The sequence below is a fragment of the Rhizobium sp. SSA_523 genome (assembly GCF_030435705.1).
Lineage (GTDB): Bacteria > Pseudomonadota > Alphaproteobacteria > Rhizobiales > Rhizobiaceae > Neorhizobium.
Genome location: NZ_CP129381.1, coordinates 1,288,703 through 1,303,925 on the forward strand (window position 1 = coordinate 1,288,703; position 15,223 = coordinate 1,303,925).

General features: G+C 61.9%; 12 protein-coding genes. 5 read left to right on the plus strand and 7 right to left on the minus strand.

Annotation, left to right across the window (positions count from 1 at the left end; translation table 11 throughout):
• Positions 1–103: 103 nt before the first annotated feature.
• The 4 genes from QTJ18_RS07115 to QTJ18_RS07130 form a co-directional block, all read right to left on the minus strand.
• Positions 104–730: a TetR family transcriptional regulator gene (locus QTJ18_RS07115; RefSeq protein ID WP_252754143.1), complete on the minus strand. Its 627-nt coding sequence runs from the start codon at positions 728–730 to the stop codon at positions 104–106.
• Positions 727–3,870, minus strand: coding sequence for an efflux RND transporter permease subunit (locus QTJ18_RS07120; RefSeq protein WP_252754142.1), 3,144 nt, complete (start codon positions 3,868–3,870; stop codon positions 727–729). The genes QTJ18_RS07115 and QTJ18_RS07120 overlap by 4 nt, the downstream gene beginning before the upstream one ends.
• A gap of 14 nt (positions 3,871–3,884) precedes the next feature.
• Positions 3,885–5,138 carry an efflux RND transporter periplasmic adaptor subunit gene (locus QTJ18_RS07125; RefSeq protein ID WP_252754141.1) on the minus strand — a complete coding sequence of 418 codons (1,254 nt, stop codon included), beginning with the start codon at positions 5,136–5,138 and terminating at the stop codon, positions 3,885–3,887.
• Positions 5,139–5,412: 274 nt separating this feature from the next.
• On the minus strand, positions 5,413–6,927 hold the full coding sequence (locus tag QTJ18_RS07130) for a carboxypeptidase M32 (protein WP_252754140.1): 1,515 nt from the start codon (positions 6,925–6,927) through the stop codon (positions 5,413–5,415).
• A gap of 221 nt (positions 6,928–7,148) precedes the next feature.
• On the opposite strand from QTJ18_RS07130, the gene QTJ18_RS07135 reads away from it, so the two are divergent.
• Genes QTJ18_RS07135 through QTJ18_RS07145 form a run of 3 tightly spaced genes read left to right on the plus strand, consistent with a single transcriptional unit; the run spans position 7,149 to position 9,942 of the window.
• The gene (locus tag QTJ18_RS07135) at positions 7,149–8,180 is read left to right on the plus strand and encodes a GntR family transcriptional regulator (protein WP_252754139.1); all 1,032 of its coding nucleotides are present in this window, start codon (positions 7,149–7,151) and stop codon (positions 8,178–8,180) included.
• Entirely contained in the window at positions 8,180–9,199 is a 1,020-nt protein-coding gene (locus QTJ18_RS07140) for a ketopantoate reductase family protein (RefSeq protein WP_301557777.1), read from the plus strand. The genes QTJ18_RS07135 and QTJ18_RS07140 overlap by 1 nt, the downstream gene beginning before the upstream one ends.
• Complete coding sequence (locus QTJ18_RS07145) at positions 9,196–9,942, plus strand: SDR family NAD(P)-dependent oxidoreductase (RefSeq protein WP_252754137.1); 747 nt, start codon at positions 9,196–9,198, stop codon at positions 9,940–9,942. Before QTJ18_RS07140 ends, QTJ18_RS07145 begins: the two co-directional genes overlap by 4 nt.
• 51 nt (positions 9,943–9,993) lie before the next feature.
• Here QTJ18_RS07145 and QTJ18_RS07150 read toward each other — a convergent pair whose 3' ends face one another.
• The 3 genes from QTJ18_RS07150 to QTJ18_RS07160 form a co-directional block, all read right to left on the minus strand.
• Complete coding sequence (locus tag QTJ18_RS07150) at positions 9,994–10,947, minus strand: isoaspartyl peptidase/L-asparaginase family protein (RefSeq protein WP_252754136.1); 954 nt, start codon at positions 10,945–10,947, stop codon at positions 9,994–9,996.
• Positions 10,948–11,031: 84 nt separating this feature from the next.
• Positions 11,032–12,624 (minus strand): ABC transporter substrate-binding protein, encoded by a 1,593-nt coding sequence (locus QTJ18_RS07155; RefSeq protein WP_252754135.1) that lies wholly within the window; start codon positions 12,622–12,624, stop codon positions 11,032–11,034.
• Complete coding sequence (locus tag QTJ18_RS07160) at positions 12,621–13,187, minus strand: MarR family winged helix-turn-helix transcriptional regulator (protein WP_252754134.1); 567 nt, start codon at positions 13,185–13,187, stop codon at positions 12,621–12,623. The genes QTJ18_RS07155 and QTJ18_RS07160 overlap by 4 nt, the downstream gene beginning before the upstream one ends.
• Before the next feature lie 188 nt (positions 13,188–13,375).
• On the opposite strand from QTJ18_RS07160, the gene QTJ18_RS07165 reads away from it, so the two are divergent.
• Complete coding sequence (locus tag QTJ18_RS07165; protein WP_252754133.1) at positions 13,376–14,077, plus strand: creatininase family protein; 702 nt, start codon at positions 13,376–13,378, stop codon at positions 14,075–14,077.
• Positions 14,078–14,251: 174 nt separating this feature from the next.
• A complete protein-coding gene (locus tag QTJ18_RS07170; RefSeq protein ID WP_252754132.1) occupies positions 14,252–15,223 on the plus strand; it encodes an ABC transporter permease in 972 nt (323 codons plus the stop codon).

The window sequence follows — 15,223 nt, forward strand, 5'->3', positions numbered from 1 at the left end:
CAATGTTCTCTCGTGTCCAATAGACGATCAGCGCGCCCCCCTTGTTGCTGATCGATCCAGAGAGTTGCGCACTGGTTCTCGGGGCTTGAGCTTTCCTGCCTGTCTAACCTGGCAGGGGAGTTTTTCGGAAGCTGGCGATGAGCGTCTTCACCCCAAGCCCCGCGACCTCGGCCAGGTCGTATTTCTGTCCCGTCAGGAGCCATTCCCAGCAGGCGCCCTTCATCAGCCATTTGAGCCCAAGGGCCGCTGATGTGGCGGTCCATTGCGGGTTGAGCAGATTGGCACTCTCGGCCTTTCCAAAGATCTCGATCAATGTCTGCGTCTGCTCAGCGTCGAGGGCGTCGAAAGCCGCCTGCACGCGCTCCATCTCGCCTGTAAAATTGGTTCGGAGAAGAATGGTGAGCATGCGCTGCCGCTGCTTGTCCCTGGCAAGGAGCTCCAGCCAATCCTGGGCGACGAACTCGATGAACGACAAGGGATCGCAGCCTTTTTCCTTCGCCTGTTCCAGGTCCAGCATGCTGATCAGCGGAAGCTGGACGGCGTTGTAGACCTCAAGGAAAAGGTCCGTCTTGCTGGCAAAGTGCCAGTAGACCGCGCCGCGCGTCACGCCGGCGGCCGAAGCGATGTCCTCCAGCCGGGAGCTGGTAACCCCCTTTTCGAAGAACATCTTCTCGGCCGCCGCCAGAACGGCGGCGCGGGTTTCAGCGGCCTCTGCCTTGGTGCGTCTCATTCCCTGCTCCCATCCGCTTCTGTCCGATGGACCGGCTGTGCCGCCGGGACATCCGTCTTCTTATCAAACATCCTCATGATGAAGACAAAGAAGACGGGAACGAAGAAGATGGCGAGAACAGTTGCCGAAATCATACCACCGAGAACGCCGGTGCCAATCGCGTTCTGGCTTGCCGCGCTGGCGCCCGTTGCGATCGCAAGCGGAACAACGCCAAGCGTGAAGGCCAAAGAGGTCATCAGGATCGGCCGGAAGCGCAGCTGGCAGGCTTCCAGCGTTGCCTCCAAAAGCGACTTGCCCTCGGCCCGCAGGTCCTTCGCAAATTCGACGATCAGGATCGCGTTCTTGGCCGACAGTCCGATAATGGTGATCAGGCCGACCTTGAAGTAGACGTCGTTCGGCATGTCGCGCAGCATGACGGCAAGCACCGAGCCGATAATCCCCAAAGGCACAACCAGCATGACCGAGAGCGGGATGGACCAGCTTTCGTAAAGGGCCGCAAGCAGCAGGAAGATGAACACCACGGTCAGCCCCATCAGGAAGGGAGCCTGCGAACCCGATTGGATCTCCTGCAGTGACTGGCCGGACCATTCATAGCCGAAACCTTCCGGAAGCTGCTGCATGAGTTGCTCCATCTCGGCAATGGCGGCGCCGGACGAATAGCCAGGAGCCGCATTGCCGCTGATGCGAACGGCGGGATAGCCGTTATAGCCGACAACCTGGGCCGGACCCTTCGTCCATTGCACGGTTGCGAAGGACCGCAGCGGGACCATCCCGTCCCGCCCGTTCGGCACGTTCAGATCGAGAATGTCCTCCGGAGTCATCCGCTGGCTCTGCTCGGCCTGAATGGTGACGCGCTGCATGCGCCCGGCATTGGGAAAATCGTTGATGTAAGCGGAGCCGAGATTGGCCGAGATCGTCGAGTTGATGCTTTCGAAGGTCACGCCGAACGTATTGGCCTTTTCCCGATCGATATCGACAATGAGCTGCGCGGCGCTGGGCATGCCTTCCACACGTATGCCGGTCAGAACAGGGCTCTTGCCAGCAATCGAGAGAAGCTGTTCGGTTGCCGCCCCCAGGGCTGTCTGACCCGCACCGGCCCGGTCCTGCAGCCGGAAGCTGAAACCACCGGCATTGCCGAGGCCCTGGATGGGCGGAGGCGACAAGGCGAATGCGATGGCATCGCGGATCTGGAACAATTGCCCGTTGATCCTTTGCGCCAGCGACTGCGCCGAATCCTCCGCTCCGCGCTCGCTCCAATCCTTGAGGGTGATGAAGGCAAGCCCGGCATTGTCACCGAAGCCGGAAAAGCTGAAGCCACTGATGAGGGTTCTGTCGGCGACGGCCGGTTCCGCGGTGAAGATGGCATCCACGGCGTCCGTGACGGACGCCGTGCGGTTCGCACTGGCCTCCGCCGGTGCCTGCATATCGACGATCAGGAAGCCCTGGTCTTCGTTCGGCAGGAACGAGGATGGCAGGCTGAGGAAGAGATAGGCCAGGCCGCCCACGAGAACCAGATAGATGATCATGAAGCGCCCTGCCCGGCGGATCGTCCACCCCACGGCACCGGCATATTTGCGCGTTCCGGCGTCAAATCTCCGGTTGAACCACCCGAAGAAGCCTTTCTTCTCGTGATGTCCCTTGATCGGCTTGAGGAAGGTCGCGCAGAGCGCCGGCGTCAAGGACAGAGCCAGCATGCCGGAGAACAAGATCGAGACGACCATTGTCAGGCTGAACTGCTGGTAGATGATGCCGACGGCCCCGGGAAAGAAGGCCATCGGGATGAAGACTGCGGTGAGAACCAGGGTGATCCCGATGATCGCGCCCGAGATCTGGCTCATCGCCTTGCGCGTCGCCTCCTTCGGAGGCAGACCCTCCTCTGCCATGATGCGTTCAACATTCTCAACGACCACGATCGCATCATCGACGAGAATTCCGATCGCCAGCACCATGGCGAACATTGTCAGCACGTTGATGGAAAAGCCGCTCGCAAACATCACGGCACAGGTGCCAAGCAAGGCCACCGGGACGACCAGAGTCGGAATGATCGTGTAGCGAATGTTCTGCAGGAACAGAAACATGACGACGAAGACGAGAACCATCGCCTCGATCAGCGTGTGAATCACCTTCTCGATCGAAACAGCGACGAAGGGCGATGTGTCATAGGGGATCTGATATTCCAGGCTTGCCGGGAAAAACTGTGCCAGCTCCTCCATCCTTTCCCGGACGGCCGTCGCCGTCTCCATCGCATTGCCGGACGGCGACAGCTGGATGCCGATGGCGGCAGCGGGCTTGCCGTTGATCTTGGTGGAGAAATCATAGCTTTCCGCACCGACCTCGACACGCGCCACATCCCGCAGGCGCACCGATGATCCGTCGGGATTGGCGCGCAGCACGATCGCGCCGAACTCCTCCGGCGAGGCCAACTGGCCTTTCACGAGCACGGTGGCTGCAATCTGCTGGTTGATCGGGTTCGGACGCGCGCCGATGCGGCCCGCCGCGACCTGGGCATTCTGCGAGGAGATCGCTTGGCTGATATCGGCGGACGACAGGTTCAGCCCAAGCATCTTGTCCGGGTCGATCCAGATCCGCATCGCCCGCTGGCTGGCGAAGACCTGGGCGCGGCCAACGCCATCGACGCGCTGGATTTCACCGAGGACATTGCGGTTGATGTAATCGCCGAGCCCGACGGCGTCCAATTGGCCGTCGGTCGAGATCAGCGCGACCATCATCAGAAAGCTGCTTCCGGCCTCCTGAACCTGGACTCCTTGCTGGCGAACAACCTGAGGCAGGCGCGCCTCGACGCGACGCACCGCGTTCTGGACATCGATGGATGCCTTGGCGGAATCCGTGCCGGGTTCGAAGGTCGCCGTGATCTGCAACAGGCCGGTCGAGTTCGAGGTGGATTCGAAATAGATCAGGCCATCGACACTGTTGAGCTCCTGTTCGATCGGCGACGTCACGCTCTGGTAAACATCTTCCGGCGCAGCGCCGGCATAGGTGGCGTAGATGGAGATCTGCGGCGGCGCGACATTCGGATATTGCGCCACCGGAAGCATGGGAATTGCAAGCCCGCCGGCGATCATGATGAAAATCGCCACGACCCAAGCGAAGATCGGCCTGCCGATGAAAAACTGTGCCATCAGACGATCCCCTTCTATCGCTGCGCCGAGGATGCGTCACCATTGGCGGGTGTCGCTTCTGCATCTGGAGAGGGATCAGGAGAGGCATCTGGGGCGGCTTCAGGAGAGGCGTCAGGCGCATTGGGCGAAGCCTGCGTCTGCCATGGTTCGGGCACCACGGTTGCTCCGGGAGCTGTCTTCTGGAAGCCCTCGGCAACCACGCGGTCGCCCTCCTGCAGACCCTTGCTGATGACCGACCGATCACCGACCGCGCGCCCCACGGTGACCCGCCGCTGCTCCACCTTGTTCTCGCTATTGACGATGAGAAGGCTTGCCTGGCCGCCTGCGTCGCGCTGCACCGCCTGCTGCGGAACCGCAAAGGCGGACTTTTCGATGCCCTGCTCGATCAGCACCCGGACATACATTCCGGGAAGAAGATCGCCATCGGGGTTGGGAAATTCGCCGCGCAGGGTAACCTGGCCCGTGCTCTCATCGACGGCGGCCTCGGAGAACAGGAGGCGGCCGGCATGGGGATAACGCGTTCCGTCATCCAGCAGAAGCTGAACCTCCGCCTCGTTCGGCCCCGTCATCAGCTGCCCTTCCTGAAGCGCACGGCGCAGCCGGATGAGTTCGGCGGCAGGCTGGGTGAAGTCGGCATAGATTGGATCGAGCTGCTGGATGGTCGCGAGCTTTTCGGAACTGCTGGAGCTGACCAGAGCGCCCTCCGTGATCAGCGCACGGCCGATGCGGCCGCTGATCGGCGCCGTCACGCTTGCATATTGCAGATTGAGCCGCGCTTCGGCCACGCCGGCCTCCGCGACCGCCACCTGTGCATCCGCCTGAGCAAGCTGGGAGGCGGCTTCGTCGAAGGACTGCTGCGAGGCGACCTGTGATTTCCGCAGCTGTTCTTGCCGCTCGGCATTCTGGCGCGCCTGCAATAGAGCAGCCTGCGCCACGCGCAGGGTCGCCTCGGCGCTATCCACCCTCACCTGAAACGGGCCTGGATCAATCTGGTAAAGAAGATCTCCCTCGGACACCTGCGATCCCTGCTCGAAGACCCGCCCGACGATGATTCCGGAGACACGGGGACGAACCTCGGCAATGCGGGTCGGCGCGATACGCCCGGGCAATTCGTTGGTGATGGGCAGTGCCTCGGCGGCGACCGTCACGATCCCGACCGCGGCGGGAGGGGGTACTTGCGGAGAAGCTTGCTGCTCCGCCTCCTGGCAACCCGCCAGCAGGACCAGCAGGGGAAGAATGACAGCGTAGCGGGCTGTGATCATCGACATCGGAACTCCGCGAAATTTTCGGCTCAATATACATACATGTTGGAACGTATATATGAGGACTGCGGAAATTGTGCAATGCGGAATCGTTTCGCTGCGATCACATAAAAGCTGGGGCCGCCGTGGCGCTGAATTGGCGTCACGCCGCAGGGGCATCGGCACACGGAAATTGAGGTGGAAACCGGCACGTCTGCGCGATGCCGTCCTCACTCACGAGGCGGGCCGTGAATGTACGATTGCAGGCTTGAGGTCGAAATCCGAGAGCGCCGTTGCGGGTCTAGCCCAGCAGATCGTCGACTTTGCGCGATAGATCACCGACATAGGCGGCGATGGAAAGGTCCGAGCCGGTCGCATCCACCAGCAGCTGGCTTGCGGACTTCGATCGCCCGAAGCAATGGACATTGTCGGTCAGCCAGATTTTCAGCGGCAGGTAATCGCCGCTCTCCAGCCCCTGCTCGACCGATCCTTCTTTGAGAGCCGCAGCAAAGAACTGCGAGGACATGATATTGCCGAGCGTGTAGGTGGGGAAGGATCCGACCATGCCCGAAGACCAGTGCACGTCCTGGAGAACACCCAGCCGGTCACTTGGCACGTCGAGACCCAGCGACGCCTTCATCTTGTCGCGCCAAACCTCCCGCAGATCGGCAACCTTTATCTCGCCGGCCATCAGTCCGGCCTCGATTTCCGAGCGCAGCATGATGTGCAGGTCATAGGTCAGCTCGTCCGCCTCCACCCGGATCAGGCCGGGCTGCGCGGCATTCACCGCCCGCCAGAAGTCATCGGCGGTGACGTCCGACAGCTGTTCGGGAAACTCCGCGCGAAGTGCTGAAAAATGCAACTCCCAGAATTGCCGCGAACGCCCGACCCGGTTCTCCCAGAGGCGCGACTGCGATTCATGAACGCCGAAACTCGTGCCACCGACCGCGTAGAGATTGATGAAATCCGTGGTGAAGGTGGAGCGGGCCAGAGCGGGTGCCACGCCCTGCTCATACATGCCGTGCCCCGCCTCGTGCCAAACGGCAAAGAGCCCACCCGGCAGCCACGTATCGCGGAACCGGCCGGTGATGCGGACATCGGAGCGAGTGAAGGAAATCTCGAACGGGTGAACGGCGTCGTCGAGCCGGCCGCGCTCGAAATCATATCCGAACCGCGAGGCGATCAGCATGGAAAATGCGCGCTGACGCTCCACCGGATAGGCGCGCTCGAGGATCTCGGGTCGCACTTTGGCTCCCTTGGCCCGATCAAGAAGAGGAAGAAGCGCTGCTCGCAACTCGCCATAAAGCTTTTGCAGTTGCGACCAGGTCATGCCCGGCTCATAGGTCGCGATCAGCGCATCATAGGGATGATCCCGATAGCCAATGGCGGAAGCAATCTCGCGCTGCATATCGAGCGTTTGCTCCAGGTACGGTGCGAAGGCAGCAAAATCGTCGGCGGCCCTCGCCCGGCTCCAGGCACCCTGCGCCACGGTCTTGAGCTCGGCAGACGCACTGACGAGCGATGCGGGAATGCGCGCCAGAACCGCCGTCGCCGCCGCGGCCTGTTCCACGGCCTGAAGACGCACATCGCTGGGATCACTTCCTGCAAGGTCCGCCCGCGCATCCTCGATCGACCGCTGCAGCGCGTCACCCGTGGCCATGTCGCGCGCGATTGCGACGAGGGTGGCGATCTGTTTGCTGCGTGCATCCAGCCCGCCGGGCGGCATCATCGTGCGACTGTCCCATGTCAGAAGGTTGACGGCGCAGAGGACGTCGTTGAGTTCGGCAATCTGCTGCTCGAAGATTTCGAAATGCATCGTTGAGGATCCTGTCGCTCACAGTGGCGGCGGCGGGCCATTCAAGGTGCCGGCTTGCTGCCAAGCCCCATGCGCACCCACTCCCGGCAACAGCTCACGCACTGTTCTATTCAACAAATACGTTTTCACGCAGTCGGCGGAGTGTCAACCGCTTTACCAGAGGCAATCTTGACCCGAGCCAATCCAGATGAAATGATCGTATCATTCAGTTAGGACAGAATTTGGCATTTGCCATGCAACTCGTCATCGATCGTACATTGCCGGTTTCGTTGCGCAGCCAGCTCCACGGCCTGATCGAGTATGGGATCAGTTGCGGCGACCTGTCGCCCGGCGAGACGCTCCCATCCGTGCGGGAGCTGGCGGAAACGCTCGGCGTTGCCCCGATGACGGTCGCTCAGGTCTATGCCGATCTGAAGGCCGCCGGCCTCGTCGAGACGCGCCCCGGCGCGGGCACCTTTGTCAGCCATCGCCAGCAGGTGCACGCAGTGCCCGGAGGCGAGCTGTCGACACTTTATGGACAGATCGATGCCCTGATCGAGCAGAGCCGCAGGCTCGGCATGCGCTCGGTCGATCTCATGGCGCTGATTAGCGGGCGCGTCTCCCATGGAATCGGCCGGGATCAAAGGCGCCGCCTCCTGATGGTTGGCCTGTTCGGCGAAGCGACGGAAAGCTATGCGCGTTTCCTTGCCGACCGGCTGGGGCCGGAGGTGATCGTCGAACCGGTGACCGTGCCCGAGTTGGAAAGCGACCCGGCGATCCGGGCGCGTGCCGGCACGGCAGATCTTGTGGTGACCCTCGTCAACAAGCAACAGCAGGTCGAGGCGCTCCTGCCGGAGACCCGCGTGGTGGCGATCCGCTTTACCCCCTCGCAGGAAACCCGGCGATCTCTCGCCTCGCTGGAATCGCTGGAGCGCATTGCTGCCGTCTCCCGCTTTCCCGAATTCCTGCCGATCCTCAAGAGCGGCGTGACAAAGTTCGCTCCGCATGTCGCCGACGTGGCCGCCGACACCATCGGCAGTCCCGGCCTGGCGGAGGCGATTTCCAGGGCCACTGTCCTCGTCTATGCCACAGGTGCGGAAGCCATTCTGGCGGAGATCGCGCCGGACATGCCGCGCATCGAATATCGCCACGCCCCCGATACCGCAGATATCGAGCGGGTCGTCGTACCAGCTTTGCGTCTTGCCGGCCGAGAGCCGGGACCGGACGTGAACGACCAGTCCCATTCAGATCTCTTGCAGAAGGAAGCAACATGATGAGCCAGCCGATCGTGATCTGGGGAGCGGGCGCCATCGGCGGCACGCTGGGGGCCGCTTTCCTGCGCGCCGGGGAAGACGTGCTCTTCGTGGATACCGCGAAGGACCATGTGGATGCCATTAACACTGGCGGGCTGCGCATCGCCGGGCCCATCTTCGAGGGCGTATTCCAGGCGAAAGCCTGCCTGCCTCAGGACCTTCGCGGAGAGTTCTCGCGTATTTATCTCTGCGTCAAGGCTCATCACACCGAAGATGCCACGAAGGCGCTGGTGCAGCATCTGTCATCGGACGGCTATGTGGTCTCGGCCCAGAACGGATTGAACGAGCAGGTGATCGCGCGGATCGTCGGCGAAAACCGGGTCGTCGGATGCTTCGTCAATTTTGGCGCGGATTACCTTGAGCCGGGGCTGGTCCATTATAGCGGCCATGGAGCGGTCGTCATCGGCGAGCTCGACGGTCGGTTCTCCGACCGCGCCGAGGAAATCTACGCCCTGCTCAAGCAGTTCGAGCCGAAGGCGCTGATCACCAACAATATCTGGGGCTTCCTCTGGGGCAAGATGATCTACGGCGCGCTGCTGTTCGGGACGGCACTGACCAATGACAGCATTGCCGATGTTCTGGACAGACCGGCTGCGCGTCCCGTGCTGCGAAAGCTCGCGCTGGAGGTGGCGACTGTGGCGGCGATCAACAATATCAAGCCGGAAGCCTTTGATGGTTTCGATCCCTCGGCCTTCGGTCCGCTTGCAGAACAGCAGCAGACCGACCGCTCCTTCGACGACATGGTGGCGCATAATCGTCGCTCGCTGAAGTCTCATTCCGGCATCTGGCGCGACCTGGCGGTGCGCAAGCGCAAGACGGAAGTGGACGCCCAGGTCCTGCCTGTCGTCTCCATCGGTCAGGACTCCAGGGTTCCGACACCCATGGTGGCGAAACTGGTCGAGATGATCCACGAGATCGAAGATGGCCGGCGTCCGCTCGATTTCGCCAATCTGGAAGAGCTCGGAAAGGCCGGCGCATGAACATTTCGTTTGAGGACAAGATCGTCGTGGTGACCGGAGCGGCCCACGGCTTCGGTCGGGCGATCGCCTACGGATTTGCAAGCCGCGGCGCCCGCGTCCATGCATGCGATGTGAACGAGGCCGGGCTCGAAGAGACGATCGCATTGTGCGGCGACCGGACCACCGCCCATAGTCTCGATGTCGGCAATCGTGCCGAGGTCCAGGCTCTCGTCCCCTCCTTCGGCGCCGTCGACATTCTCGTCAACAATGCCGGTGGCGTGCGCGGCCAGATCGGCCGCCCTATCGAGGACATCAGCGAGAGCGACTGGCAGGGCATTCTCGACGTCAACCTGTCTGGCGCCTTCTTCATGGCGCAGGCGGTTGCCCCTGCCATGAAGAAGAAGCGGTGCGGCCGCATCATCAACATCTCCAGCGGCGCAGGGCTTGGCATCTCGCTGACCGGCATCCAATCCTATGCCAGCGCCAAAGCCGGCCAGATCGGCCTCACCCGCCAGCTCGCCCATGAACTCGGGCCCTGGAACATCACCGTCAACAATGTCGCCCCCGGCTTCGTGCGGTCCAACCCCGCGACGGAACGGCAATGGGAGGCGATGGGCGAGGACGGGCAACAGCGGCTCTTGAACAACATCGCGCTGAAGCGCCTCGGCAGCGCGGAGGATATTGCTGCCATGGTGATGTTTTTCGCCAGCGAGCAGGCAGGCTGGATCTCCGGCCAGGTCATCAGCGTCGATGGCGGCAAATGACGCAACCGAGGTCGCCCGAACTGGTGACCTCGGTCTCGCGGCCCGCAAGCGTCAGTCGGGGTGGAGCCGCATCACGTCCGAATGGGTGCCGACATAGAATTCGCCCTCGGGCGTCACCCAGCCGCGGAACATGCCATCGGTATTGTAGGGTGCGGTGATCGATCCGTCGGCCCCTACGGCGACGAGGCCCGCGCCGATATCGTGTTGCTTCAGGTCCTGCTGGACGAGCTTGGCGGCCGCAGCTTCCAGGCTTTCGCCGAGATAGGCGACGCGGCTGGCAATCTCGTGACCGACGGCATAGCGCATGAAGAATTCGCCCTTGCCCGTCCCCGAGACAGCGCAGGCGCCGTCCCGTGCATAGGTTCCCGCACCAATGATCGGCGTATCGCCGATGCGTCCATCCGGCTTGTTGTTGTAGCCCCCGGTGGACGTCGCGGCCGCGAGGTGCCCTTGGCCGTCCAGCGCCACCGCACCCACGGTGCCGTGCTTTTCCGCTTCGCTTGCCTTTGCTGCCGTGCCCGCGGCTGCATGAGCCTTCATCGCGGCAAGCGCCTTCGTCCGCCGTTCGGTGGTAAAATAATCCGGCTCCACCATGGCCAGTCCGGCCTGTTCGGCGAAGGCATCTGCTGCCGGCCCACCCAGGAGAAGCGCATCGCCATGCTCCATCAGCTTGCGCGCCGCCTTCACCGGATTGCGGATGCGCCGCACGAGGGTCACGGCGCCGGCTTCCAGCGTCCTGCCGTCCATGATCGATGCATCGAGCTCGTGCCGCCCTTCCGTGTTGAGCGCCGCACCATAGCCTGCGTTGAAATGCGGGCTATCCTCCATGACGACCACGGCCGCCTCGACCGCATCGAGCGATGAACCGCCCGCCGCCAGGATCTGCCAGCCAGCCTTCAATGCCCGCCCCAGATCGACCCGCGCAGCGGCCCACTCGTCCTCGCTGAGGTCGAGCTTTGCCATGACCCCGCAGCCGCCATGAATGGCCAGAGCAAGAGTTCCCATCTGTGTCCTCCCGATTGAATCCGTCAGTAAACGAGAAAAAGGCCGGGCAAAGCGCCCGGCCAATCGATGCCGTCAGGTCTCTGCCTATTGTGCCGGGCGGATGTTCATCGCCAGCGTGTCCTCATCGGAGCGCGCGACAATGGTGATGTTCTTCTTCATGCCCCAGGCGGAAATGGTCGAGGCGATCGCCAGATAGGGGCGATCTGTCGCGACGAGCGCATTGGCATCCATCAGGAACTTCTCGCGCTTTGCCGTGTCCATCTCGACGGCGGCGTCCTCGATCAGCTTGTCCATCGTCGGATTGACATAGCCCCGCAGATTGAAGGCACCCAGCTTCTTTTCCGGATCGTTCGAATGCGTCAGCGACGACAGCGTGTAGTTCGCCTCGCCGGTCAGGGTTCCCCAGCCGGACATGGTCATGGAATAGTCGCCCCGTGTATTGGCGGGGAAGAAGACGGCGCCCGGCTGCGCATTGGCCTCGACCTGGATGCCGACTGCCGTCAGCATCTGGGCGATAGTCGTGCCGACATCCTTGTCGCCCGGCAGGCGGTCATTGGTGAACGAGAAGGTCACCTTGAAACCGTCCGGATAGCCGGCCTCGGCCAGCAAAGCCTTGGCCTTGGCAGGATCAGCCTGTGTCGGCTTCACATCCGGGTTCCAGCCGAAGATGTTCGGGGTAACAAGCTGCGACTGAACGGCGCCCATGCCTTCCATGGCGATCTCGGTCAGGGCTTCCCGATCAATGGCAAGATCGAAGGCCTCGCGGACCTTGGGGTCCTGGAAGGGGTTCTTGGGCAGAGGCGACCCGTCCTTGGCACTGACCTGCGGAGGCTTGTCGCGGAAATCGAAGGCGATATTGAACAGGTAGACGCTTTCCTGGCGGACGATGGAGAGCTTGCTGTCCTGCTCCAGCGTCGGCACGTCGGACGAGGGGATGCGGGCGATCAGATCGACCTGCCCGGCCTTCAACTGCGCGACGCGCGCCGCATCATTGGGAATTTCCTTGCGGGTTACCTTGTCCCAGGGCTCCTTTTCGCCCCAGTAACCGTCGAACTTCTCGACGACCAGCTGCTCCTTCGGCGTCCAGGACACGAACTTGTAGGGGCCTGTGCCGATTGCAGCCTTGCCGGAATTGAAGCCTTCGGCGGCCTTGTCGGCGCTGGCGGAATAGTCCTTCGCCGCCGTGTGCGAGACCACGAACAGACGGATGAAGTCGTTGGGCAGGGTCGGTGCGGGACCGTCGGTCTTGATGCGGATCGTATAGGGATCGACGATTTCGATGCCACGCACGCGACGGACATAGATGGTCGTCGGGTTGGGCCCGGTGACCGCCGGGATCCGTTCGATGGAGAATTTCACGTCTTCCGCGGTGAAATCCGAACCGTCATGGAATTTGACGCCCTGCCGCAGCTTGAACTCCCAGGTCGTGTCGTCGATGGCCGTCCAGCTGGTGGCAAGCCCCGGCTCCAGTTCCAGATTGTTGCCGGATTTTACAAGGGAATCGAAAATATGCTTCATGGCCTCGGCATGCGTGCCGGCGGCCGTGAAATGCGGATCGACCGAAAGCGGACCGGCTCTCACGCCGACTGTGAGATCTGCGGCAAGCGCCGCCGACGATACGCCGCCCAGTAAGGCAGACACCAGCGCGACGCTGCGCAACACGTTATGAATGCTCATTCTTCGTTCTCCTCTATATTTATCATTGGTGGCGAGACAGGTGAATTCACGACGACCTTTGCCAGAAGCTCGGAGAGCATCAGCATTTCCGCCGGCGTCAGGGCGGAGAGCATGGCTCTTTCGCGCTCGACCATGGGCTGCATGGCAGCATCAACGATGCGCCTGCCCTCGTCCGTAATGTAGAGGACGAAGCTGCGCAGATCCGCGGGATCGACCTCGCGGCGAATAATGTCCTTGTCGATCAGCTTCTGGATGGCCCGGCTGATGGTGTTCTTGGGAAAGCCCGACGAGACGCAGATGGCGCTTGCCGTGAGCCCGTCGGCCAGCCCGAGGGAATAGAGCACGACGAATTCCGGCCGCGGCAGGCCGAACTCTTTCTCCGTCCAGCGATAGATCGGCACGTTGAACTGCAGGGCGAGGAAATTGATGCGAAACGACAGCCAGCACGGATTGTCCCACAGTTTCACCCCGACCAGCGCATCGACCGGCTCTCCCGTCGACACGGTTTTTCCGCCTTGACGAAGAAGCGTTTCGAGCGACGCCTGTTCCAGCTGCACCGTCATATCTCCGCCTGTCTGGCTCACTTTTTTGTACCGTATGGAACTTGACCGTCTGATAATTGCCTGTCAATCTCTTTTTTTAGTTCCGTATGGGACTGTATCCTTGGCGAGTGCAGTGCACTTCAGGGCTTAAATTTTGTGCGTATGCGAAAAATATCATGGACGCTGCGCGGTCAGGACGGGAGTTGCGCATGAAGATTGCCGATATGAACTGGATGCAGGTTGAAGAGCGCGCCGCCAAGGACGACCGCTGCATTCTTCCGATCGGCAGCGTCGAGCAGCATGCCTATCTCAGCCTAGCCACCGACATGATCCTGGCAGAGAAAGTCTCCGTGGATGCCGCCGAACCGCTTGGCGTTCCGGTCTTCCCGGTCCTGCCCTATGGCCTGGCATCGTCCTTCGCGACCTTCCCCGGCACGCTGACGCTCTCGCTGTCCAGCTATATCGGCATTATCCGCGACCTGATGGACAGTATCCACCGCTCGGGCTTTCGCCGCATCCTGATCGTCAATGGTCACGGCGGCAACACGCCGGCAACGGCCGTCATATCAGAGTGGCTGAATGCGCATCCGGACAGTTCGGTAAAATTCCATGACTGGTGGCGGGCGCCGCGGACCCTGGCGAAAGTGCAGGCCATCGATCCCGCTGCCTCGCATGCCTCATGGATGGAGAACTTCCCATGGACGCGGACGAATGATCCGCGACAGCCGTCAGGCGCGAAACCGCAGGTGGATTATGCCCGCCTTGCGCGCATCGATGCCGGACGCAAGCGGGAGATGCTGGGAGATGGCAATTATCACGGCCTCTATCAGCGTCCCGATGAAGACATGCTGGCGATTTGGGAGGTCGCTGTCGCGGAAACGCGGGATCTCCTGGAGGGTGACTGGCACTGAAGCATGCCGCGCGAGGAGCGTATGTCGGCATTGCAATGCCGATGAACGCGAAAGCGAAGTTCACGCTTGAAGAGCGAATCCGGAAGATCTCGATGCGCTTTGGCATGACCTGAGCGCATCCAATGCCAAACCAAGCCCGCGCAAGACGGGACGAATCATAAGGACGGGGATCCAGTGTTCGGTTTTATCCTGCAGCGCCTGTGGCAGGCATTCATCGTTGTCATTGCCATGTCGGCGCTGGTTTTCACCGGCGTCTATGCGGTGGGCAATCCCATCGACGTTCTGATTTCACCCGACGCGACACAGGATATCAGGGCCGCCGTCATTGCCCAATACGGCCTCGACCAGCCGTTATGGCGGCAGTATTTCGCCTTTGTCGGGCGTGTCTTCGAGGGCGATTTCGGGCGCTCGCTCGTCTACAACATGCCGGTCAGCGAACTGATCCTGTCCCGATTGCCGGCCACGCTCGAACTGACCCTGGCAGCCGTCATTTTTGCCAGCCTGGTCGGCATTCCGATCGGCATGTATGCCGGTTACAAGCCGTATAGCCCGGTATCGCGCGCCATCATGGCCATTTCCATTCTCGGCTTTTCGGTGCCCACCTTCTGGTTCGGCCTGATGCTGATCATGGTCTTCGCCGTCCAGTTCGGCATCATGCCGGCGGGCGGACGCGGCGAAACGGTCAGCCTGTTCGGTGTCGACTTCTCCTTCCTGACGGCGGACGGGCTGCGGCATCTCGTCCTGCCTGCTCTCAATCTGGCTCTGTTCAAGTTCTCCCTGATGATCCGGCTTGCGCGGGCCGGCACACGGGAACTGATGCTGAGCGACACCGTGAAATTCGCCCGCGCTGCCGGTCTGTCGGAATTTACGGTCCTCAGCCGCCATGTGCTTCGGCTGATCTCGATTCCGCTCGTTACCGTGTTCGGGCTGGAACTGGGCTCGACGCTGGCCTTTGCCGTCGTGACGGAAACGATCTTTTCCTGGCCGGGCCTCGGCAAGCTGATCATCGACAGCATCACCTCCCTCGATCGACCGGTCATGGTCGCCTACCTGATGCTGGTTGCCCTCCTTTTCATCGTCATCAACCTTGTGGTCGATCTCACCTATGCGCTGCTCGATCCGCGCCTGAGAAAGGGACGTGCCTGA

Coding starts and splice junctions, on each gene's coding strand:
- QTJ18_RS07115 (WP_252754143.1), bottom strand. CDS start 730: ATGAGACGCACCAAGGCAGAGGCCGCTGAAACCCGCGCCGCCGTTCTG.
- QTJ18_RS07125 (WP_252754141.1), bottom strand. CDS start 5,138: ATGTCGATGATCACAGCCCGCTACGCTGTCATTCTTCCCCTGCTGGTC.
- QTJ18_RS07120 (WP_252754142.1), bottom strand. CDS start 3,870: ATGGCACAGTTTTTCATCGGCAGGCCGATCTTCGCTTGGGTCGTGGCG.
- QTJ18_RS07130 (WP_252754140.1), bottom strand. CDS start 6,927: ATGCATTTCGAAATCTTCGAGCAGCAGATTGCCGAACTCAACGACGTC.
- QTJ18_RS07140 (WP_301557777.1), top strand. CDS start 8,180: ATGAGCCAGCCGATCGTGATCTGGGGAGCGGGCGCCATCGGCGGCACG.
- QTJ18_RS07160 (WP_252754134.1), bottom strand. CDS start 13,187: ATGACGGTGCAGCTGGAACAGGCGTCGCTCGAAACGCTTCTTCGTCAA.
- QTJ18_RS07150 (WP_252754136.1), bottom strand. CDS start 10,947: ATGGGAACTCTTGCTCTGGCCATTCATGGCGGCTGCGGGGTCATGGCA.
- QTJ18_RS07165 (WP_252754133.1), top strand. CDS start 13,376: ATGAAGATTGCCGATATGAACTGGATGCAGGTTGAAGAGCGCGCCGCC.
- QTJ18_RS07145 (WP_252754137.1), top strand. CDS start 9,196: ATGAACATTTCGTTTGAGGACAAGATCGTCGTGGTGACCGGAGCGGCC.
- QTJ18_RS07155 (WP_252754135.1), bottom strand. CDS start 12,624: ATGAGCATTCATAACGTGTTGCGCAGCGTCGCGCTGGTGTCTGCCTTA.